22 protein-coding genes are annotated in these 21,294 nt (G+C 35.3%); 7 read left to right on the top strand and 15 right to left on the bottom strand.

Going from position 1 to position 21,294, the window contains the following annotated elements:
- Positions 1–53: 53 nt before the first annotated feature.
- Both recR and OD90_RS12135 read right to left on the bottom strand, forming a co-directional pair.
- Complete coding sequence (gene recR, locus OD90_RS12140; protein ID WP_144669430.1) at positions 54–671, bottom strand: recombination mediator RecR; 618 nt, start codon at positions 669–671, stop codon at positions 54–56.
- 33 nt (positions 672–704) lie between these two features.
- Entirely contained in the window at positions 705–1,346 is a 642-nt protein-coding gene (locus OD90_RS12135; protein WP_144669429.1) for a protein-L-isoaspartate(D-aspartate) O-methyltransferase, read from the bottom strand.
- A gap of 175 nt (positions 1,347–1,521) precedes the next feature.
- Between OD90_RS12135 and OD90_RS12130 the strand changes: the two genes are divergently transcribed.
- The 7 genes from OD90_RS12130 to miaA all read left to right on the top strand — a co-directional run bounded on the left by OD90_RS12130 (position 1,522) and on the right by miaA (position 8,549).
- The gene (locus OD90_RS12130; protein WP_144669428.1) at positions 1,522–2,481 is read left to right on the top strand and encodes a Gfo/Idh/MocA family protein; all 960 of its coding nucleotides are present in this window, start codon (positions 1,522–1,524) and stop codon (positions 2,479–2,481) included.
- A gap of 66 nt (positions 2,482–2,547) precedes the next feature.
- Entirely contained in the window at positions 2,548–3,432 is an 885-nt protein-coding gene (locus OD90_RS12125; RefSeq protein WP_144669427.1) for a 3-hydroxyacyl-CoA dehydrogenase family protein, read from the top strand.
- Between the two features lie 25 nt (positions 3,433–3,457).
- Complete coding sequence (locus tag OD90_RS12120) at positions 3,458–4,675, top strand: DUF1015 domain-containing protein (RefSeq protein ID WP_144669426.1); 1,218 nt, start codon at positions 3,458–3,460, stop codon at positions 4,673–4,675.
- Positions 4,675–5,331 carry a YggS family pyridoxal phosphate-dependent enzyme gene (locus OD90_RS12115; protein WP_144669425.1) on the top strand — a complete coding sequence of 219 codons (657 nt, stop codon included), beginning with the start codon at positions 4,675–4,677 and terminating at the stop codon, positions 5,329–5,331. Before OD90_RS12120 ends, OD90_RS12115 begins: the two co-directional genes overlap by 1 nt.
- A gap of 39 nt (positions 5,332–5,370) precedes the next feature.
- Entirely contained in the window at positions 5,371–6,747 is a 1,377-nt protein-coding gene (locus tag OD90_RS12110; protein WP_144669424.1) for an exonuclease domain-containing protein, read from the top strand.
- 40 nt (positions 6,748–6,787) lie between these two features.
- A complete protein-coding gene (locus OD90_RS12105) occupies positions 6,788–7,648 on the top strand; it encodes an ion transporter (RefSeq protein ID WP_144669423.1) in 861 nt (286 codons plus the stop codon).
- Positions 7,641–8,549 (top strand): tRNA (adenosine(37)-N6)-dimethylallyltransferase MiaA, encoded by a 909-nt coding sequence (miaA, locus tag OD90_RS12100; protein WP_144669422.1) that lies wholly within the window; start codon positions 7,641–7,643, stop codon positions 8,547–8,549. Before OD90_RS12105 ends, miaA begins: the two co-directional genes overlap by 8 nt.
- A gap of 43 nt (positions 8,550–8,592) precedes the next feature.
- Here miaA and OD90_RS12095 read toward each other — a convergent pair whose 3' ends face one another.
- The 13 genes from OD90_RS12095 to OD90_RS12035 form a co-directional block, all read right to left on the bottom strand.
- On the bottom strand, positions 8,593–9,303 hold the full coding sequence (locus OD90_RS12095) for a response regulator transcription factor (protein WP_144669421.1): 711 nt from the start codon (positions 9,301–9,303) through the stop codon (positions 8,593–8,595).
- A 3-nt stretch (positions 9,304–9,306) separates the two neighbouring features.
- Positions 9,307–10,851: a sensor histidine kinase gene (locus OD90_RS12090; RefSeq protein WP_261374510.1), complete on the bottom strand. Its 1,545-nt coding sequence runs from the start codon at positions 10,849–10,851 to the stop codon at positions 9,307–9,309.
- Between the two features lie 109 nt (positions 10,852–10,960).
- Complete coding sequence (gene coaE / locus OD90_RS12085; protein WP_144669419.1) at positions 10,961–11,557, bottom strand: dephospho-CoA kinase; 597 nt, start codon at positions 11,555–11,557, stop codon at positions 10,961–10,963.
- 4 nt (positions 11,558–11,561) lie between these two features.
- Positions 11,562–12,512: a hypothetical protein gene (locus tag OD90_RS12080; RefSeq protein WP_144669418.1), complete on the bottom strand. Its 951-nt coding sequence runs from the start codon at positions 12,510–12,512 to the stop codon at positions 11,562–11,564.
- Positions 12,513–12,533: 21 nt separating this feature from the next.
- The gene (locus tag OD90_RS12075) at positions 12,534–13,529 is read right to left on the bottom strand and encodes a glycosyltransferase (RefSeq protein ID WP_144669417.1); all 996 of its coding nucleotides are present in this window, start codon (positions 13,527–13,529) and stop codon (positions 12,534–12,536) included.
- A gap of 106 nt (positions 13,530–13,635) precedes the next feature.
- Entirely contained in the window at positions 13,636–14,463 is an 828-nt protein-coding gene (locus OD90_RS12070; RefSeq protein ID WP_144669416.1) for an enoyl-ACP reductase, read from the bottom strand.
- 103 nt (positions 14,464–14,566) lie between these two features.
- The gene (gene recN / locus OD90_RS12065) at positions 14,567–16,222 is read right to left on the bottom strand and encodes a DNA repair protein RecN (RefSeq protein ID WP_144669415.1); all 1,656 of its coding nucleotides are present in this window, start codon (positions 16,220–16,222) and stop codon (positions 14,567–14,569) included.
- Between the two features lie 94 nt (positions 16,223–16,316).
- Positions 16,317–17,204 carry a DUF4835 family protein gene (locus OD90_RS12060; protein ID WP_144669414.1) on the bottom strand — a complete coding sequence of 296 codons (888 nt, stop codon included), beginning with the start codon at positions 17,202–17,204 and terminating at the stop codon, positions 16,317–16,319.
- On the bottom strand, positions 17,201–18,409 hold the full coding sequence (gene coaBC / locus OD90_RS12055; protein WP_144669413.1) for a bifunctional phosphopantothenoylcysteine decarboxylase/phosphopantothenate--cysteine ligase CoaBC: 1,209 nt from the start codon (positions 18,407–18,409) through the stop codon (positions 17,201–17,203). The genes OD90_RS12060 and coaBC overlap by 4 nt, the downstream gene beginning before the upstream one ends.
- 4 nt (positions 18,410–18,413) lie before the next feature.
- A complete protein-coding gene (locus OD90_RS12050; protein ID WP_144669412.1) occupies positions 18,414–18,752 on the bottom strand; it encodes a DNA-directed RNA polymerase subunit omega in 339 nt (112 codons plus the stop codon).
- 26 nt (positions 18,753–18,778) lie between these two features.
- On the bottom strand, positions 18,779–19,579 hold the full coding sequence (locus tag OD90_RS12045; protein WP_144669411.1) for an outer membrane protein assembly factor BamD: 801 nt from the start codon (positions 19,577–19,579) through the stop codon (positions 18,779–18,781).
- 122 nt (positions 19,580–19,701) lie between these two features.
- The gene (gene dapA / locus OD90_RS12040) at positions 19,702–20,577 is read right to left on the bottom strand and encodes a 4-hydroxy-tetrahydrodipicolinate synthase (RefSeq protein ID WP_144669410.1); all 876 of its coding nucleotides are present in this window, start codon (positions 20,575–20,577) and stop codon (positions 19,702–19,704) included.
- Positions 20,577–21,092 carry a DUF6913 domain-containing protein gene (locus tag OD90_RS12035; RefSeq protein WP_144669409.1) on the bottom strand — a complete coding sequence of 172 codons (516 nt, stop codon included), beginning with the start codon at positions 21,090–21,092 and terminating at the stop codon, positions 20,577–20,579. Before OD90_RS12035 ends, dapA begins: the two co-directional genes overlap by 1 nt.
- Positions 21,093–21,294: the final 202 nt, after the last annotated feature.

Genomic DNA, 21,294 nt, shown 5'->3' with positions numbered 1-21,294 from the left:
TCTTATTAGTGAAAAACATCTATACTTTGATCTATTCTATTAATTCAAAGCCTTTAATTCTTAAGTGAATTTTCAAAAGGAATACGGTGTAATATACTACGACCTAGGGTAACCTCATCTGCAAACTCCAATTCATCACCTACAGATATTCCTCTAGCTATGGTTGAAGTCGCTATGTCATATGACTCTAACTGCCGATAAATGTAAAAGTTTGTTGTATCACCCTCCATTGTTGAACTTAAAGCAAATATGACTTCTTTAAGTTCTCCACTTTTAGCCTTATCTATAAGAGAATATATATTTAAATCTTGAGGACCTATACCATCTAGCGGACTAATTTTACCACCCAATACGTGGTATAACCCGCGATATTGACTTGTATTTTCAATAGCCATGACATCTCTTACATCTTCTACAACACAAACAAGACTAGAATCCCTATGGGGGTTAGAACAAATCTCACACAACTCTACATCTGAGATGTTATGACATTGTTTGCAGAACTTTATTGTATCCCTCATGGTATTTAGAGCTTCGGCAAGGTGATGCGTTTGCGAGGCTGGTTGTCTCAAGAGATGAAGGACAAGTCTTAATGCTGTACGCTTACCTATCCCAGGCAATTGAGACATCTCATACACAGCATTCTCAAGAAGTTTTGAAGAAAATTCCATAATTGTAAAGATACTAGACCTTATGCGTACGCGCTAATTCTTATCTTCTAGTAAGGGCACAAACCTAAATTCTCCAAATTCTTTTTTTTCAAATGTAGTCTCACTAGTTCTTACATACAAATGCATAATTTGCGGATCGTCTCCCACCGGTATTACGAGCCTCCCTCCTACTTTGAGTTGCGAGAGAAGTGGTTTAGGAACGTAGGGTGCTCCAGCAGTAACAATGATACTATTAAAGGGAGCATATTCTGGAAGTCCTTTATAACCATCTCCAAAACTCAAAAAGCGTGGACGATACCCAAGTTTGCTAAGAAATAATTTTGTTTTTTTATACAATTCTTGCTGACGCTCTATCGAAAATACTTTAGCTCCCAATTCACAGAGCACAGCAGTTTGGTACCCACTGCCTGTACCTATTTCTAGAACCATATCTCCTTTTTCTATTTGCATGAGTTCACTTTGAAAGGCCACGGTATAGGGCTGTGAGATGGTCTGATCTGCCGCGATAGGAAAGGCTTTGTCTTGATAAGCGTGATCTTCAAAACTACTGTCCATAAAAAAATGACGCGGTATTTTACCAATAGCCTTAAGCACTGCAGCATTTGCAATGCCTTTATCTTGGAGAACTTGGACTAACAAACGTCTTTTTCCTTGGTGGCGAGTAGTATCTTTCATCGATACTAAAATAGGTCAAAAGTAAGTAGCTATAAAAATGAAACGCTAAAAATTTTTACACAAACTATTATTCAAACTTTTGCTGTAATTATTGTCTCAATAATCTTTAGATGGATTACTATAAGGAGCCACATAATCTTTTGTAAAACCTTATTTTTACACAAAATTTTCAATTATGCTTAAAGCTGGCGTTCTAGGTGCAGGACACTTAGGGAAGATTCACTTAAAACTTCTCAATATTTCAAAAAATTATGAGCTTATAGGCTTTTACGACAGCTCTAAGGAAGTGAGAGAACGGGTGTCTAAAGAATTTGGATACACTGCTTTCGACACAGAAGAAGATTTAATAGCTGCCTGCGACATGGTAGATGTTGTGACTCCAACGACCTTCCACTATCAAAGTGCAGAAAAAGTAATTAAAGCGGGGAAACATCTTTTTATAGAAAAGCCTATCACGAATACAGTTAACCAAGCAGAAAAATTACTTGCACTTGCGCAAGAATATAATGTATTGGGTCAAGTAGGACATGTGGAGCGCTTTAATCCTGCGTTTATGGCTGTAAATAATGCCATAAACAAACCCATGTTTATCGAGTCACACAGACTGGCAGAGTTTAATCCTCGTGGCACAGATGTACCAGTGGTTTTAGACTTAATGATTCATGATATTGATGCCATATTAAGCGTGGTGCAAAGCCCTGTAAAAACTGTAAATGCTAGCGGTGTTTCTGTTATTTCCGAAACTCCAGATATTGCAAATGCTCGTATTGAATTTGAAAATGGCTGTGTTGCAAACCTCACGGCAAGCCGTATCTCTATGAAAAATATGCGTAAATCCCGATTCTTTCAAAAAGACGCTTATATTTCAGTAGATTTTCTTGAGAAAAAAGTGGAAGTTGTAAAAATGAAGGATGCACCAGCAAACACTGATGATTTTGCGATGATTCTACAAAATGCAGAGGGTATAAAGAAGCAGATTTATTTTGACAATCCAGAGGTTGCTGGTAATAATGCCATCTTAGATGAATTAGACGCTTTCGCGAAAGCGATAAAAGAAAACACACCCCCTATTGTTTCTCTTCAAGCAGGAACAGAGGCCTTACGTGTTGCAAAAATGATTATTGCAGACTTTTAATATATTAATTTGTTTTTCGAAAAACAATAACATAACCTGTGTATACAGGAGTATAAAAATAAACATATGAAAATAGCAGTTATAGGAGCAGGAACAATGGGTAATGGTATCGCACATACATTTGCCCAAAGCGGCTACTCAGTTAATTTAGTAGATATCTCACAAGATTCACTAGACCGAGGCATGAATACCATTTCTAAAAATTTAGATAGAATGGTGGCCAAAGAAAAGATAAGCGCTATTGAAAAACAAGAAACTCTAGATGCCATTACCACCTACACAAACCTTGAAGAAGGTGTTCAACATGCCGATCTAGTAGTAGAAGCAGCTACAGAAAATGTAGATTTAAAGCTAAAAATCTTTGAATCTTTAAACAAAGCTACCAAAGAAGATTGCATACTTGCGACAAATACATCTTCGATCTCCATCACACAAATAGCTGCTGTAACAGATCGATCTGATAAAGTGATAGGAATGCACTTTATGAATCCAGTACCTATCATGAAACTTGTAGAAATTATACGTGGTTATAATACCAGTGACGAGACAACTTCTACTATCATGGAGCTTTCTAAGAAGCTTAGCAAAGCTCCTGTAGAGGTAAATGACTACCCAGGTTTTGTAGCTAACCGCATCTTAATGCCTATGATAAACGAAGCTATTGAGACTTTATACAATGGAGTTGCTGGTGTATATGAAATTGACACTGTGATGAAACTTGGTATGGCACACCCAATGGGCCCTTTACAGTTAGCCGATTTTATCGGTTTAGATGTTTGTCTTTCTATCTTAGAAGTGATGCACGATGGTTTTAAAAATCCTAAATACGCTCCATGCCCACTGCTTGTTAATATGGTAAGAGCAGGAAAATTTGGTGTAAAATCCGGAGAAGGGTTTTATGATTATACAGAACATAGAAAAGCTGAAAAAGTAGCAGCCATGTTTTCTTAACATTTGGTTCAGATACTAGTATAAAATGGCAAATGTTCTTCCTTTTAAAGCGGTACGACCCACACGAGATAAAGTGGGGCTGGTAGCTACACGCGCTTATCAGTTTTACGACCAAGAAGGAAGAGATTTTAGAATGTCTCAGAATCCATTTTCTTTTCTACACATCATAAATCCTGGGTACAAGTATGACAAAGAAGTTTTAGGCAAAGAACGTTTTAAATTAGTAAAAAATAGATATCAAGAATTTAAAGAAGAGGGTATTTTGTTTCAAGAGGAATTACCTGCCTATTATATTTATAAAATTGTAGATCGTGAACAGAATTCCTATGTAGGCATTATAGCTTCTGCCTGTGTAAATGATTATAAAAATGACTGTATCAAGAAACATGAAAACACCATAGAGCACCGTGAGACTCTCTTTAAACAATATCTAGAAACCGTAGGTTTTAATGCAGAAGCCGTGTTGATTACATATCCAGAAAATGACACGTTGACAACTATCATTGATACAATAATGACACAAAGAGCAGAGTATGAATTTACTACTACTTACCGTGACACACATTATTTATGGCCCGTAACTAATGCTGTACAGGTAAGAAAAATAAAAGATTCTTTTTCTAAAATTGATACCCTTTACATTGCAGATGGTCATCATAGGTCAGCCTCATCTGCACTGCTCTCAAAAGATCATCAACAACAAGAGTCCTTTCAACATTTTATGAGTTTTTTAATCCCTGAATCAGATTTAAGGATTTATGAGTTTAATAGACTCATTAAGGATTTAAATGGCTTAACTAAAGAGTCTTTTTTAATTGCTCTTGATGGTTATTTCCGCATAGAAAATCGTGGTAGTGTTTTATACAAACCCTCAAAAAAACACCATTTTAACATGTACCTTGATGGAGAGTACTACAGTCTTTATTTAAGACATAGTCTACGAGAGTTTCATTCTCCATTAGATAAATTAGATACTCAAATATTATGCGAAACAATCCTAGAGCCCATTTTAAAGATTAAAGATGTTCGTAATGATCGTCGTATTGATTATGTAGACGGTCGTAAAGAAATAAGTGCTATAAAAGATCGAGTTGATAGTGGAGAATATGCTGTTGCCTTTGGTATGCTTCCTGTCACAATCGAAGAACTTAAAGAAATTGCAGACGCTGGACTTAAAATGCCCCCAAAAAGTACGTATATTGAGCCTAAGCTAAGAAGCGGAATCACCATTTACGAATTTTAATGAGCATAGCAGAGAATATAGTTCGCTTTCGTGAAAGCATACCTGACCAAGTTACTTTAGTCGCGGTATCTAAAACCAAGCCTGTAAGCGATCTTATGGAAGCTTATGAAATTGGACAACGCATTTTTGGAGAAAATAAAGTCCAAGAAATGACAGAGAAGTGGGAGCAGATGCCAAAGGATATTAAATGGCATATGATAGGTCACGTACAGACTAATAAAGTGAAATATATGGCACCCTATGTTGATCTTATACACGCTGTAGACAGACTTAAGCTTCTCAAAGAAATAGACAAACAAGCAAAAGAAAATAATCGTGTGATCAATGTATTGATTCAAGTGAAAATTGCTCGAGAAGATTCAAAATTTGGGATGCCAGTTTCTGAAGTGATTAGCTTTTTTGATGAAAAAATTTCTGAAAACTACCCTCATGTGCGAGTACTGGGATTGATGGGTATGGCTACCTTTACAGATAATGAAGATCAAGTCTCTGCAGAGTTTGAGTTGCTTGAAGGTTTGTTTATACGCTTTCGCGAAAGCGCAAAACTTTCAATTCTATCATCTGGAATGAGTGGCGATTATAAACTAGCTGTTAATCATGGAAGTACTATGATACGAGTAGGAAGTAGTATTTTTGGGGAACGAAATTATAACTAATACATTTAATAACTAATTTTTCAAATAAATACAAATTCTATCTACGCTATACTCGACATAGAAACTACAGGAGGAAAATACAACGAAGAAGGTATTACAGAGATCGCCATATATAAATATGACGGCACTAAAATCGTAGATCAATTTGTAACACTAGTAAATCCTGAACGCCCCATACAGGCTTTTGTAGTAGGACTTACAGGGATTAATAGCGAAATGTTACGTGAATCCCCAAAATTTTATGAGATTGCCAAACGAATTATAGAAATAACAGAAAATTGCATCCTAGTTGCTCACAATGCTCAGTTTGATTATCGCATTTTAAACCTTGAGTTTGATAGACTGGGCTATACATTTAACAGAACTACCTTATGCACTGTTGAGCTTTCTCAAGAATTATTGCCTGGACATAGTAGCTATAGCTTAGGAAAACTCACCAAAGCCCTAGGTATATCTATGTCTAACAGACATCGTGCAGATGGGGATGCCCTTGCAACTGTAAAACTCTTTGAGGTTTTAAAAGATCGAGATGTTGAAAACGAAAGAATTACTGCTGCAGTACGCTCGTTTCCTAAAAAACATATGGATACGAAGCTTAAAAAACTCATTAAAAGTGTCCCTTCAGAAACAGGGGTGTACTATATACATGACGTAAACAATACAATCATCTATATAGGAAAAAGCAAGAATATGAGAAAGCGTCTTACACAGCATTTTACAAACGACAACCGTAAGAGTAAAAAAATTCAAGAAGATGTAGAAAGTGTCTCTTTTGAAGAGACGGGAAGTGAACTCATCGCATTACTTAAAGAAAATGAGGAAATAAAACTTCACAAACCTAAATTTAATAGGGCGTTGAGGCGCTCAAAGTTCAAAGTTCAATTAACTCACTTTAAGGATCAAGAAGGTTATATTCATTTAAAAACAGAGAAAGCTGATGGTCGCAAGCAAGCCATTACCACTTTTAGCAACTCTATGAGTGCAAGAGCAAATCTCGATCGAATTATTAGTTCTTACGACTTGTGCTTGAATAAATCAATTTACAATAAATCTGGAAGTTGCTTTAATCATGGTATCGGTAAATGTAATGGTGCTTGCGTAGGAAAAGAAACACCAGACCTGTACAACCTCCGCGTAGAAGCTTTCATAAGCAAGCATAGTTTCCAAAATAGAAATATGGTCATTATGGATAGAGGTCGTAATAAAGATGAACGCTCGATTGTTCTTATAGAAGAGGGTATTTTTAAAGGAGTAGGTTATTATAAGTCTAATTTAGAACTTCCCGATAGAGATGCACTACAGTCTATTATAACCTCCATGGATAATAATAGAGATGCACAACATATTATCCAAAGTTACACACGAAGTAAGAAAAAATTAAAAATTATTCCTCTTGATGAATTAAAGAGCGTATAATTTATATAAAAGTATTTTTAAGTAATAAAACATTTACACTTTGGAAAAAGACAGTAAATATAACTGGCGACAGAAGCTGCACGATATTATATATGAAGCAGATACTCCTGCTGGAAAATCTTTTGACGTAATACTACTCATTCTAATTCTTGCAAGTATCATACTTGTTATGTTAGAAAGTGTAAAAAGTATAGGTGCTAGGTATCATGATTTTTTTGAAATAGGTGAATGGATTATCACTATATTTTTTACCATAGAGTATTTTGCGCGTATTATCACGGTAAAAAAACCATCCACTTATATTTTTAGTTTTTACGGGCTAATAGATTTTTTCTCTACCATACCACAATATCTTGCTTTCTTTTTTATCGGTTCAAACGCATTGCTTACCATACGTGCTTTAAGACTTCTTAGGGTATTTAGAATTTTGAAAATAACTCGGTATGTAGGGGAGTCTAATAAACTAGCAAAGGCAATAAAAGATAGTAAAGCAAAAGTGAGTATTTTTCTTTTTGCCGTTCTCATACTGTGCATCATTGCTGGAACCCTAATGTATATGATAGAAGGTGAGGAAAGTGGTTTTTCAAGTATTCCAGTAAGTGTTTATTGGTGTATTGTAACTCTAACTACTGTAGGTTTTGGAGATATTGCTCCCGTAACTCCATTAGGACAGTTAATTGCCGCAATTATTATGATAATGGGATATGGCATTATTGCTGTACCTACAGGAATTGTGAGTGCAGAATATGCAAAAGATCAAGACGCAAGTAAAATTACTATAGACGGAGAGGATTACGTTCATATGAATACACAAGCTTGTGAAAATTGCAATGCTAGAAAACATCGCGATGATGCTCTTTTTTGTCATAATTGTGGGCATTCACTTTTTATAAATGAATAAATATCTCATAGCCATAGTAGGCCCTACTGCCATAGGTAAAACTGCCTTGTCTATAAAAATTGCACAGCAGTATAACACTGAAATTCTTTCTGCAGATTCTCGTCAATTCTTTAAAGAAATGTATATCGGGACTGCAGTTCCAGAACCTGATGAGATCGCTGCAGCACCACACCACTTCATACAACATCTATCTGTCGATGATCCATATAGCGTGGGACAGTTTGAAAAGGATGCCATTTCAAAAATAAAACAACTCCATTTACAACATGACAAGCTTGTAATGGTAGGCGGTTCTGGGATGTATGTAGATGCAGTAATAAATGGTCTTGATGATTTTCCTAAAGTTAAACCAGGAATAAGAGATCAACTGCAAGAACTTTTCAAAAGTGAAGGTGTTGTTGCCTTACAAAATTTACTTTTTGAGAAGGACCCAGAATATTACAGAATCGTAGACATATCTAACGCACAGCGGATTATAAGAGCACTAGAAGTCTGTCTGTCTTCTGGGAATTCTTTTTCTTCATATCGAAACAAACCTAGGACTCAGAGAGATTTTCAGACAATTAAATTAGGCCTATCTGCAGATCGTGAAGTAATCTATGAGCGTATTAATAAAAGGGTGGATATTATGATTGCAAATGGATTAGTAGAAGAGGTACGCAGTTTGCTTTCGCGAAAGCACAACAACGCACTTATCACTGTAGGGTATCGTGAAATTTTTGAATATTTTGAAGGAAAAGTTACGCTAGAAAGAGCTATTGAAAATATTAAGACAAATACTCGTCGCTTTGCCAAAAGGCAATTAACATGGTATCGACGTGATGAAAGTATTAAGTGGTTTGACTACAAAACACCGCTTTCTGAAATTATTTCATTCTTAAACACAAAAACGCACCGCTAAATTAGCGGTACGTTTTATACACCAATATCTTATAGTATTTTTATTATTCTTCTTTCTTAACTACAAGACGGAAACCTTCTCCGTGAATGTTAAGAATTTCAACAGAATCATCTACCTTAAGATACTTACGAAGTTTTGCTATGTATACATCCATACTTCTAGAGGTAAAATAGTTATCGTCTCTCCATATCTTAGTGAGTGCTAGTTCACGAGGCATTAAATCATTTTCATGTAATGCTAACATGCGTAACAGTTCATTTTCTTTAGGAGATAATTTTATAGGCTCCTCCTCTTTAAAAGTTAGAAAACGAAGTTTAGAATTTAAGTGGAAGTTTCCAATATTGAATTCAAACTGCTTGCTATCGGCAACAGAATCTACTGCTTTACGCTGTATTATTGCTTTAATTTTCATCAAAAGCACTTCACTATCGAAAGGCTTATTTAGATAATCATCAGCCCCAACTTTATACCCCTTAAGAACATCTTCTTTAAGTGCCTTTGCAGTTAAAAAGATGATAGGAACATCTTCGTTTTTATCACGTATCTCTTTTGCTAGTGTAAATCCATCTTTGTAAGGCATCATTACATCAAGAATACATAAATCATAATCGTCTTTCTTGAATTTTTCAAATCCTTCCATACCATTTTTTGCATGAGTAACATCATAGTCATTCATCATTAAATAGTCTTTAAGAACTGTACCAAAGTTTGGATCGTCTTCTACTAGTAAAATCTTTTTGTTTTCAGTTTCCATATATTATGATATTAGTGGTAATTTAATTATAAATGTGCTTCCTTTTCCTAGTTCGCTTTCAACGTAAATTTCCCCTTGATGGTCATCTACGATACGTTTTGCATAGGCAAGACCTAGCCCATGTCCCTTTACATTATGTATGTCTCCGGTATGCTCACGATAGAATTTTTCAAAAACTTTTTTCTGAACCGCCTTTGACATGCCATCTCCTTTATCGCTTATTTTTACTATAATAAGGTCTTTTACGTTCTCTGTATATACATCTATACCTAAAGAACGTTCTTCTGATGTATATTTAACAGCATTGTCCAAAATGTTGACGAGCACATTTGTAAAATGCGACTCATTTGCGAGCACGGAGGTACGATCAGCGTTTAAGTGCATATTCACATATCCATTTCTATCTTCAACAATAAGTGATATGTGATTGATGGCATCTTCAACCAGTTCGTTCATATCAAGTCGCTCTTTTTGAATATCCAGTTCGTTTTTTTCAAGTTTTGATATGCGCAATACATTTTCTACCTGTGCATGCATCCTCTTATTTTCCTCTCGTATAAGACCATGGTAGTAAGATACTTTTTCTGGAAAGGATGATATTTTTGGGTTTTTTAAAGCATCTAATGCAAGATTTATAGTAGCTATAGGTGTTTTAAATTCATGCGTCATGTTATTAATAAAATCAGTTTTTATTTCTGATATCTGACGCTGTTTATTAAGCTGATGCAATGCACTAGAATATGCGATTACAATAATAAGCGTAAAAATTATAGACAGGACGGCCATTCCAATTATTGAAGAAATGACAAATCTTTTTTCTCCTGGAAATTGAACATATAAGGTATAATCACTTACATCTTTATCATACGAAAACAATTGTTCTACATATGAGGGGGCATCCTTACTATATTTAAAATTTTCTGAATGTACTTTAGTTAAAAGACCGTTGCTATAAACTCCAAAGTCAAAGTCTGTCTCTACATTACGTTCTACAAGTTCTATAGTTAGAATTCTTCTTATTTCCTCTGAAGTTAACCGCTTATGTATAGGTATATCCTTTGTAATTTCATAAGCTATCTCTGCAAAACGTTTCTTTTCAAAATCTATAAGTCTAGAAAACTCTTGGATTCTGTTAGAAGTAGACTCCTGATTTCCATCGATTGCATTTTTCTTTAAAATTTGTGTAGTTTTCCTTTGGGTATATCTTTTGAATTGAATGCTATCCCCTTGCTCTGATACATATCCTGGAGCTGTAAGCTTAAAATCTTCTTGGAGAATTCCGTTTTTATATAATGTGAGTTCGTTATTTACGAGATCTTCATTTATGAAAAAATATTCATCAAAACTGATATCATCTGACATACCGATGCTATCTGCTAGCTTTTGAATAGGGTAATAATAATCCTCTAGTTCTCTATTTTCTATTTGATCTATTGTGGCAGCAAGTGACTGCCTCGCGTTAAAACTAAATTGCTCCCGCTTTGCATCAACGCTACTAGAAATCCAGTAGCCCTGCACAAAAATGATCCCGATGAGGGATAGACTCATCAGTACAATTAAAGAGTAAAACAATTTTTTATTCACTACTCAAAAGTAAGATTTTAACATTTGCATTCTTTTCAGTTTAACCAAATGTTAACAAGCTGTCAAAAAGCCCCTACCACCCTGAACTTATGCGCTTTACAATATGCTTATGAAGACGAACCACGCATTGTCGAGCTAAATCAAGATTAATATTCTCTATAGCAGCATCTGAGAGCGCTTCTTTTCGATTATCAGACCATTGCATATTCATTCTGGACAGTACTTCATCCTTGCTACTTTTGTCTCTTTTCATAACTCGATCTATTCGCAAAGATTGCGGTGCTTTTACTAGAATAAGGTAATCACAATTTTTATATCCACCATTTTCAAAAAGAATCGCAGCTTCCTTAATCACATAAGGTGTGTCTTGTGCAGACAACCAGTTTTTGAAGTCAACTACTACAGCGGGATGTACCAGATTGTTGAGGGCTGCTAATAATTCTTTATTATTAAAAACCTTATTAGCAATCCATTTTCTATTGAGCTCATTTTTTATGTATGCCTCCTCACCTAGTAATTTTTTTATTTCTTTTACTAACTGAGCATTTTCAACCATAAGATTTTTGGCTGCTTTATCTGCGGTGTAGATAGGAACCCCTAGCTCACTAAAAAAGTTAGCAATGGTGGTCTTACCACTACCTATTCCGCCTGTGAGTCCCACAATCTTCATATAATTAGTCTATTAAAATAAACTGTACTTGTTTATCTACTAGCCTTACTGAAGAGATATTTTTAGGCATTCTACTAATAGTTAAAGGTAAATAATTATCAGTCGTAGATTTTTTATCATATACACAAGACACAAGAAAGTCAGAAGAAGAAACCTCATCAAAATCATCTAACTGCACAGTATAAATGATTTGCACCGTTTTAGGTAATATTTTTAATTTACCTCCTACGTTATTTATTACTTGAATGGGAACAGTTACCGTTCCTTCTGTAAAACGGTTTACATCCTGATCGATGACTACTTTGCTAATACTATATTTTAAAATTTCTGTACTATCTGGTTTTTCTAAAATTAATTCTTCATGTATGGAACTACTTACATCTTCCACACTATACTTCTGTGTTTGCACTTCATTTATGGTTTTCAATAGTGCACTCGGCCCTACTATTGTCACAGAGTCTGGAGAAATCAACAGTTTCTCTGTAGCGCCATAACCTGGTGCATAATTGACATCTACATCGGCTGTAATTTCAACCCTCTTACTAGCCATAGAATCTACAACAACAATAATCTCTGTTGGTTTTGTACTGGTAACATCTATATTTCCATGTAGGGCGTTTCGTAAATCTTCTACATGATCATTCACCACATAAGTATATGCTCCATCTCCCGTTTTCTTCATAGAGGAAAAAGAAACTTTAATCTCTGATCCACTTACACTATTGCGCAACATGGCAAAACCTGTATGACTTGCATTTACATTGATCACTTCTGGAGATATATAACGGATAGATTTTTCTAAAGGCAGGTCTACGATATCAAGCGCCAGTTCATAATTAGTCGTATAAGTTTTTGATAATTTAATTAAGCCCGCCACTAATGTTGTGAGCAATAAAAAGAATATAAACTCTCTTGCTGTAGTGCTATTAATTTTGATCTTTTTTAAAATCGACATAAACTTATTTTTATATCTAATTTACTTAAAAAAAAGATGAGGATATCGCTTTTTAGGAAGCTTACCTCTCCAATTAATCTCAACTGAAGAAGACAAAAAGCCCGTTCCGTAGCCATAAAATTGAATAAGTGTTGCAAATACACTCATTACTCCTATAGTCAAATTTTTATTTAACAGTGTAGAATGTAATCCAAGTATAATGAAGTAAACCACATAAAGACACAATAAAGAGATCGTAAAAGGCAAAATGATAAGTGCAGCTGCTAACCCAATAATAAATAGAGAGGGAAACCAATAAGTCGTCTTTTTTGACATAGGATGCCAGCTATTTAAAATAGGTCTTACAAGACCAAATTTATGAACTTGGGTATAGAATTTCTTCCAAGATATACGCCTTTTATGATATACGTAAGCTTTCTTGATTAATCTACTTTCAAAACCTTGTTTCCAAAGTCGTAAGACAAGGTCTGGATCTTCACCAGGATGAATATCTCCAAAACCGCCGCTTATTTCAAAGGCCTGTTTAGATAAGCCCATGTTGAAGCTACGCGGCTGGAATTTACCGGCATCTTCACTCCCTCCTCTTATGCCTCCAGTGGTAAGAAAAGAGGTCATACTATAGCTTATTGCTTTTTGTAAATGTGAAAAATCCGGGTGTGCAGCATCAGGTCCTCCAAAAAAATCTACATAATTTCCCTCTAGCTCACTATGCATATTTGCGACATAAGTGCTAGGCAAAATACAGTCTGAATCCAAAATGATAAAGTAAGTACCCTTTGCTTTACGCATTCCATAATTTCTTGAACTCCCTGGCCCTGAGTTCCCTTTAGAGAAATAACTTATATCTAAGTCTGGAAACTTTTCTACCTCAGAAAGACAAGGAACTGTAGAACCATCTTCAATAATAACAATTTCAAAAGGGATGACACCTTCCTGTAAAGCAAAACTAGCGAGCAACTCTGCTATTTCATCAGGACGATTGTAAACTGGAATGATAAATGAATAAGATCGTTGCATTAGAACAAAGCTAAGTTTTATGGTTTGCACCTACAATAAAAAACCACTGAAGAAATAACTACAGTGGTTTAAATATTATAAGTTCGCTTTCGCGAAAGCGTATATCTTATGAGTGCCCTTCAGCTTTCATAAAAGAATCCATCACTTCATTACTTACTCCTGTATTGCTAAAGCCTCCATCATTGTAAAGGTTTTGCATTGTAACTCGTTTTGTAAGATCTGAAAATAAAGTAATTGTATAGTCTGCACAATCTTGTGCTGTTGCATTTCCTAATGGGCTCATTTTATCTGCATAAGCAAGGAAACCATCAAATCCTTTTACTCCCTGACCTGCGGTTGTAGGTGTAGGAGATTGAGAAATTGTATTTACGCGAACATTTTTTTCTTTGCCGTAAAAGTATCCAAAACTACGTGCTATAGATTCTAACAAAGCTTTATTATCTGCCATATCATTATAGTCAGGAAAAACTCGTTGAGCTGCCATATACGTAAGGGCAACGATACTTCCCCACTCGTTCATTGCATCTTTTTGATACAACGTTTGCATTACTTTATGAAAAGAGGTAGCAGAGACGTCTGTTCCTTTTTGTGTCCAGTCATACTTTTGATCTGTGTAGGCTCTACCTTTACGCACATTTACTGACATTCCAATAGAGTGCAGAACGAAATCTAATTTACCACCTAAAATTTCTTGAGCTTTTTCAATCAGATTTTCAAGATCTTCCAGAGATGTTGCATCTGCTGGAATAATTTCTGAGCTTGTTTTTTCTGCAAGCTCATTAATCTGACCCATACGCATTGCAATAGGAGCATTTGTAAGTACAAATTTACCTCCTTCTTCGTGTACACGTTCTGCGGTTTTCCAAGCTATAGAATTTGAATCCAATGCTCCAAATATAATTCCGCGTTTGCCTTTTAGTAAGTTATAACTCATAATATGGTTGATAGTTTTGTAGTTAGGTTAATATTTCTAAACACTTACATAGCCATTGGCTATAATTTAGAGTGTAAATATCGTAGTTTCTATTTAAAAATAATTAGTTTAAAAGGTTTTTTGCGTGCTCAATAGCAGCGCTACTTTCAGTATTACCTCCACCTAGCATTCCTGCAATCTCCTTAATGCGCTCTTCCTTGTCTAGAGGTTCTATGAAAGTCTGTGTTTTATCTGAAACATCTTTCTTAAATACTTTAAAATGGGCGTTTCCTTGTCCAGCTATCTGAGGTAAATGTGTAATACTTATAAGCTGCATAGTTTGTCCCATCTGCTTCAAAATATTACCCATTTTTACAGCAATGTCACCGCTTACACCCGTATCTATCTCATCAAAAATAAGCGTTGGAAGTTGTTTGTGATTACTCAATACAGATTTGAGCGCTAGCATTACTCTTGATAATTCTCCTCCAGAAGCTGCCTTCCCTAAAGGTTTAAGCTCACTCCCTTTATTTGCCGAAAATAGAAATTCTAGGTCCACATCCCCAGATAAATCTAACACCTCCTTTTCTGTAAGTTCTATTTTGAGTTGAGCGTTAGGCATCCCTAAAGCCCCAAGTATTTGCTCTACATGAGCTATAAGATTTGGTATAGAATTTTTCCTCTTCTTATTTAATTGTGCTGCAATAGCAAGTGCACTAGACTTTTCTTTTTCTATTTTCTGCTCTAGTGTATGAGCAGTACCATCTGCCCCTTCAACTTCTTGCAAGAAGATATCCAAACTGTCTTTTATTTCGATAAGTTGTTCTAAAGAGTCCACTTGATGCTTTTTCATTAACGAGTGCAACAACTGCAGTCTATTATTATGACGCTCAAGAGTTAGTGGATCTGCATCTACTGTCTCTGACAGATCAGAAAGAGTACTAGAAACATCTTCTAACTCTATCAATACACTATGCACTCGATTATATAACTCTTTATACTGAGATCCATAATTAGTAAGCTTAGACAGTGCCGCTCTGGATTGGGTTAATTGATCAATAGCTCCAGCCTCTTCAAGTCCAATTTTTTGAATAGCCTCTACTAATTGCTGCATAATCTTATCTGCATTACTTAGCGTATCTAGCTCGTCTTCTAATAGTTTATACTCTCCCTCAGTGAGCTGAGCTTCATCAAGCTCTGCATACAAGAATGATTTATAATCAAACTCCTGTTGTGCTTTTGCTTGTTTTTCCTTTAAAACTTTCAGGTCACTTTGTGCTTTCTTAAATGCTTTAAAGTACGTTCTATACTCATCTAATAAATCAATATTCTCAGAATAGGTGTCAAGAATATTAAACTGAAATTCGTTCTCCACCACTTCCAGAGTTTTGTGCTGGCTGTGAATATCAACCAATAGCGCTCCAAGTGAAGCTAATTGAGATAAAGTGACGGGAGTATCATTTATGAATGCACGACTTTTACCAGAGGGTAATAACTCGCGGCGTATGATAGTTTGTACTTCGTAATCGAGATCATTTCTTTTAAAAAAGTACTCCAGATTATAATCCTTTACGGCAAACACCCCTTCTACGATACATTTTTCACTTGCTACACCAGCGCTAGAGCTATCTGCTCTTTTACCTGTAATCAATCCTAATGCACCAAGTAGAATGGATTTTCCCGCTCCTGTCTCACCAGTTATTACGGTAAAACCCTCTTTAAAGTCTAGCTGCACTTTTTCAATCAGTGCATAATTTTTAATTGATAATGATTGAAGCAAATGAGTTTTAATTAAGAGGTTAAACTTGTAAAATAAAATTACAAAATATAGAACTTATAAGTAATTTTAAATTACAATTTGCTTTTGTAAATCTTTAGAAAGTAATCGTCTTCCAATATTGAGACTTTGTTGGGGCTATCGTATTGAGTGTTTCTACAAGATCTGTAATACTTACTTGTGGGCCTCCAGAGAACATAGAAGCAATCTCGTCTGCTTTAGTATCAAAAAATACACGCGTTAAAAAATTATTTGGACGCTTTCTATACATTGTCTCTAACTGAACAATGGTTGTTGCTATTTTTTGCTTGCTACGTTTCTTATCTTGAACCATTACATCTAGACCGTTGCGATGGTAATTATACATGACACCATTAAATTCTCTAAAATTAGGTGACAACAAATCTTCATTGAGTCTATATCTTGACTGCGCCCCATCTTGTGGATTCCATCCCGTTTCTGAACTAGGCTGTGCGGTTGTTATAATTTGTTTAGCCTCCTCAAAAAAAGAATCTCCATCACCTAATTTAAAAGTGCTAGCATCAATACCTATAATTGTATAAGCATAAAATGCCATCACGGAAACAAGATTTGACTCATATACATTAGGATTGAAAACTAAAGGCTGAAATTCTGTATAGTTAAAATCAAATTGCTTATCATTAAAGTTAAGTGTAGGTGTAAAATAATTAGACCCATATACAGGTCGAGAGGCCCCTACTTGCACGCTGGCGCGAAAACTATTCCCATCCAGCTCTGTTACAATTATATTAAAAGAGCAATCGATTTTTTCTTGCTGCTTGTAGACCCTATCTGTCCACTTAGTATTGTTAACAAACTCTGTAAGCGCTCTCTCTAATGTTTTAAACACTTGTAAATCTGCCTTTGCGGTTTGTTCAGCATTAATTATCACTACCGCATTAAGTTCTTGTCCAATGCTAATTGTAGAAACAAGAAAAACAAAAACTATCGTAAAAATTTTCATACTACTTGTGCTGTTATTTTTTCAAAAATATCAATTGCTACTTCTGCTTTACTTTTAAGATCATAAGTAGTAACAGAACCATTTTTCTCTATAAACGTAATTTTATTCGTTTTGGTCTTAAAACCTGCTCCTTTATCATTTAAAGAATTTAAAACTATTGCATCTAAATTTTTCTTATGGAGCTTCTTCGTAGCATTATCAACCTCATTTTCTGTTTCAAGTGCAAAACCTAAAATGTACTGCTTCTCTTTTATAGCGCCTAAAGATGAGAGTATGTCTTTAGTTTTAGTAAGTTCTATATGTATATTCTTATCGTCCTTTTTTATTTTTTCAGGAGCAACATTTACTGGCTTATAATCTGCTACTGCAGCAGCTGCAATAACAATATCACAGTTTTTAAAAACAGTATGTGCTGCCTCATACATCTCGTCGCCAGAAACAACATTGTGTACATTAATAAGACTATGATCTACTTTGATGTTGCTAGGACCAAGAATAAGGTCTACCTCTGCTCCTAATGCGGCTGCTTGTAATGCCAGTTTACACCCCATCATACCACTACTGTGATTTCCAATAAACCTTACAGGGTCTATCGCTTCATAGGTGGGGCCTGCAGTGATCAATACTCTTTTCCCTTTAAGAGGTAATTTTGAAAGCACATCGCTTTCGATAAACGTCACAATATCATCTGGCTCTGCCATACGTCCTTTGCCTATAAGACCAGAGGCAAGCTCCCCACTAGTTGCAGGAATCATGATATTACCATAAGATTGTAATTTCAAAAAGGAAGCTTCAGAAGATGGGTGTTTATACATATCTAAATCCATAGCAGGGGCAAAATATACTGGACACTTTGCACTTAGATAGGTGGCAAGTAACAAATTATCACTTGCTCCATTAGCCATTTTAGATAAGGTATTGGCAGTTGCGGGGGCAATAATCATTAGGTCTGCCCAAAGGCCAAGCTCTACATGATTAGTCCACATAGCATTAACATCTTCTTTCTTTGTAAATGAGGAGTGTACTTCATTTCGCGAAAGCGTACTTAATGTAAGAGGTGTAACAAAATCTTTTGCTGCTTCTGTCATCACTACACGTACAGAAGCGCCAGCCTTTATGAGTGACCTCACAAGACTGGCGCTTTTATATGCAGCTATGCCAGCGGTGACTCCTAATAGGATATGTTTACCGCTTAAAATCGACATCGACTTATGCCTTACTTTCTTCCTCCGTTACCGAAGGATCTCTGTGGTAAATTCGATTTTCTAACCACTCTTGCACTGCAAGCGCATGTGCTTTAGGCAAACGTTCGTAGAACTTAGAAACTTCGATTTGTTCTTTATTTTCAAAAATTTCCTCAAGGCTATCGTTGAAAGTAGCAAATTCATCCAATTTTTCTGAAAGCTCTTTTTTAATCTCAGTGTTAATTTGAGACGCACGCTTAGCAATAATTGATATTGCTTCATAGATATTATCTGTAGGTGCATCTACAAGATTTTTATCTATAGTTGTGGTGCTTAAAGGGGCATCAATGTCCTTAATATTCATAATATTCTTCTTTAATTTAATTCTTCTCAGCTATCTTGTAGCTCCCTATTAATTATTTCTAATCGCTCTGCAGCTTCCTCTGCATATTTACCTTGAGGAAAGTATTTTTCTAGTACAAGGTAAGCGTTTTTTGCAGCCTGCAATCGTTCTTCTTTTAATCGTTGAACACTTCCTAAACCTAATTGGTATGCGGAGTCGAATTTCCAGAATAACGCATCTTCTCTATATTTAGAGCCTGGATAATCTTGCAAGAAATTATCAAAAGCCTTTATGGCATTAGGAAAAGTACCTCTACTGGCACCTATTTTATTATATCCTTTAGCAATTTTATAGGCTTTATACTCAATCTTATCTCTAAGTTCTTGAGCCATCTCATTTGCATCAGTAAGCCTCTCAGAATCTGGGTAGGCATTAATGAAATTTTGTAGTTTTTCTGTAGCCACAAAGGTATCACCCTGATCTAAATCATACCTAGGAGATCTTTTGTAATAACTCTTTGCACTTTTAAAAGCTGCTTCCTCTCTCTTAGTACTTTCTGGAAATGCTTTTGTAAAACGTTCAAATTGATACCCAGACAGATAGTAATCACCTATTTGGTAATAAGAATCTGCATATAAAAAAGATACGCGTTCTGCTTGTGGCCTTCCTCTGTAAAGAGGTTCAATTTGTTCCCAAAGCTTAAGTGATTTTTTATATTTACCTTGTTTATACAAGGAGTCTGCAAATGAATATTTTGCAGCAATATCATCGTTTTTAAGAACATCTTGGTACGGAGAACAGGAGCTCAAAAATATGATTGCAATAAAGAGTAAAAAAAGATTCTTCATAAGGGTCTAAAACAGCAGGCAAAATTACATAAAATCATCGATATATCATAACCGTTTAATCCTAAAGCCTTAAATTAGTGTATACCACTTGGATTAATTATTAGTATGGAAGTTTAATCGCATTATAAATCTTTCATAAACGAGCTTATTCTATGAGTAAGATCATCTGTAGCTACAACAAGTGGAAGTCTCACATAGGGTTTACAAATCTCTAAATGAGAAAGTAAAGCTTTTATACCAGCTGGATTGCCTTCTTCAAAGATAAGATCTATCACTTCAAGCAACTGCAAATGCTCCTTGTATGCATTTCTTTCATCTCCATTGCGAACACCAGAAATTACATCGCCAAAAGCTTTAGGAAGACCTTGACCTATTACAGAAATCACACCCTGGCCACCAGCTGAAATTAATGAAGGTGCCAGTGCATCATCTCCAGAAAGGACTATAAAGCCTTCAGGTACATCATGTAGAAGTTTTAAGACCTGAGCCATGTCGTCTATGGCTTCCTTAACACCTACAATATTTTTAAAATCACGGGCCAATCTTGCTACGGTAGTAGGAAGCATATTACTAGCGGTTCTCCCAGGCACATTATACAAAATCACTGGCAATGGACTCACTTTTGCTATAGCGGAAAAATGTTGATAAATCCCTTCTTGAGTTGGCTTATTATAACAAGGAGAGACAGACAAAATAGCCGTTACTCCATCTAGATTTGTCTCCTCGATTTCTCTTACAACTGCTGTTGTATGATTACCACCTATTCCTAACACAATAGGCAAACGACCATTATTTATTCTAATCACATGATCAAGCACTTCTCTTTTCTCTACAGCGGTAAGTGTCGCACTTTCTGCTGTGGTGCCCATCACTACAAAATAATCTGTTCCATTAGAAATGTTATACTCAAGTAACTTTGTAAGACCACTGAAATCTATAGACAAATCCTCATTAAACGGCGTGACAAGCGCAACCCCTAATCCTCTTAATAATTGCATTATTTGATAATCTTTAAATATTTTTTTAATTCTCTTATAAAATCTTGTTCTTTTCCTATACCTGTTTGAATGATAAGGTCATTGAGCTGTTGGTTATTCATCGAAATACCCACCTTGAAATAAGCCTGTGAGGCTGCTGAAAGAAGTTGCAAAGAAATTCTCTCGCCATCATAATAATTAATTAAGATATCATATCGCTTTTGCGAAAAATCTTTTAAAACATCAGATTTAAGAACCCCATTCCACCCTATATCTTTATCAGAAAATAGTGCCTGTTTCCCATTATCATCTTTTGGAAGTTCTTCTACATAGGAAATAACATCTACCTCTAAAGATGGGTTATTAGTAATTGCTTTCTTTAAATCACTTATAAATTCAGATTTAAAAGCTTTAGCATCACATTGTAAAATACATATAGCCACAGGTTCTTTTTTAAAAGATTCGAACTTCCGATCTCTTAAATGTTTATCTATTTTTCTAGCAATGGACGTTACCTTTAAGCTATTTAAAAACATTAACTTTACTTTGAAACAAATGTAGCCAAAAATTTACCTCCATACAGATGCAAATAGTAAGTAGAAATTCACTTTTAACGACGATAATAACTATTGTTATATGTACAACAACTATCTCCTGCACTAACAATAAATCATACCGCCCTGAAAGAATTAAAAGTGAAGTTATTTCTGTAAACAATAGTGTTTCGAAAAATCAAGA

Origin of the sequence: Dokdonia sp. Hel_I_53 (assembly GCF_007827465.1) — a bacterium.
Taxonomy (GTDB): domain Bacteria; phylum Bacteroidota; class Bacteroidia; order Flavobacteriales; family Flavobacteriaceae; genus Dokdonia.
Note: the sequence above shows the minus strand (reverse complement) of the source record. Positions and strands in the feature narration are given on the sequence as shown.

Bases quoted from the DNA above. Each gene is read 5' to 3' on its own strand.
- dapA (WP_144669410.1), bottom strand. From the start codon at position 20,577: ATGCAATTATTAAGAGGATTAGGGGTTGCGCTTGTCACGCCGTTTAAT.
- OD90_RS12075 (WP_144669417.1), bottom strand. From the start codon at position 13,529: ATGCAACGATCTTATTCATTTATCATTCCAGTTTACAATCGTCCTGAT.
- OD90_RS12070 (WP_144669416.1), bottom strand. From the start codon at position 14,463: ATGAGTTATAACTTACTAAAAGGCAAACGCGGAATTATATTTGGAGCA.
- OD90_RS12115 (WP_144669425.1), top strand. From the start codon at position 4,675: ATGAGCATAGCAGAGAATATAGTTCGCTTTCGTGAAAGCATACCTGAC.
- OD90_RS12060 (WP_144669414.1), bottom strand. From the start codon at position 17,204: ATGAAAATTTTTACGATAGTTTTTGTTTTTCTTGTTTCTACAATTAGC.
- coaBC (WP_144669413.1), bottom strand. From the start codon at position 18,409: ATGTCGATTTTAAGCGGTAAACATATCCTATTAGGAGTCACCGCTGGC.
- OD90_RS12120 (WP_144669426.1), top strand. From the start codon at position 3,458: ATGGCAAATGTTCTTCCTTTTAAAGCGGTACGACCCACACGAGATAAA.
- OD90_RS12090 (WP_261374510.1), bottom strand. From the start codon at position 10,851: ATGAGTCTATCCCTCATCGGGATCATTTTTGTGCAGGGCTACTGGATT.
- OD90_RS12045 (WP_144669411.1), bottom strand. From the start codon at position 19,579: ATGAAGAATCTTTTTTTACTCTTTATTGCAATCATATTTTTGAGCTCC.
- OD90_RS12080 (WP_144669418.1), bottom strand. From the start codon at position 12,512: ATGTCGATTTTAAAAAAGATCAAAATTAATAGCACTACAGCAAGAGAG.
- OD90_RS12130 (WP_144669428.1), top strand. From the start codon at position 1,522: ATGCTTAAAGCTGGCGTTCTAGGTGCAGGACACTTAGGGAAGATTCAC.
- OD90_RS12035 (WP_144669409.1), bottom strand. From the start codon at position 21,092: ATGTTTTTAAATAGCTTAAAGGTAACGTCCATTGCTAGAAAAATAGAT.
- coaE (WP_144669419.1), bottom strand. From the start codon at position 11,557: ATGAAGATTGTGGGACTCACAGGCGGAATAGGTAGTGGTAAGACCACC.
- OD90_RS12125 (WP_144669427.1), top strand. From the start codon at position 2,548: ATGAAAATAGCAGTTATAGGAGCAGGAACAATGGGTAATGGTATCGCA.
- OD90_RS12050 (WP_144669412.1), bottom strand. From the start codon at position 18,752: ATGAATATTAAGGACATTGATGCCCCTTTAAGCACCACAACTATAGAT.
- OD90_RS12095 (WP_144669421.1), bottom strand. From the start codon at position 9,303: ATGGAAACTGAAAACAAAAAGATTTTACTAGTAGAAGACGATCCAAAC.
- OD90_RS12135 (WP_144669429.1), bottom strand. From the start codon at position 1,346: ATGAAAGATACTACTCGCCACCAAGGAAAAAGACGTTTGTTAGTCCAA.
- recR (WP_144669430.1), bottom strand. From the start codon at position 671: ATGGAATTTTCTTCAAAACTTCTTGAGAATGCTGTGTATGAGATGTCT.
- miaA (WP_144669422.1), top strand. From the start codon at position 7,641: ATGAATAAATATCTCATAGCCATAGTAGGCCCTACTGCCATAGGTAAA.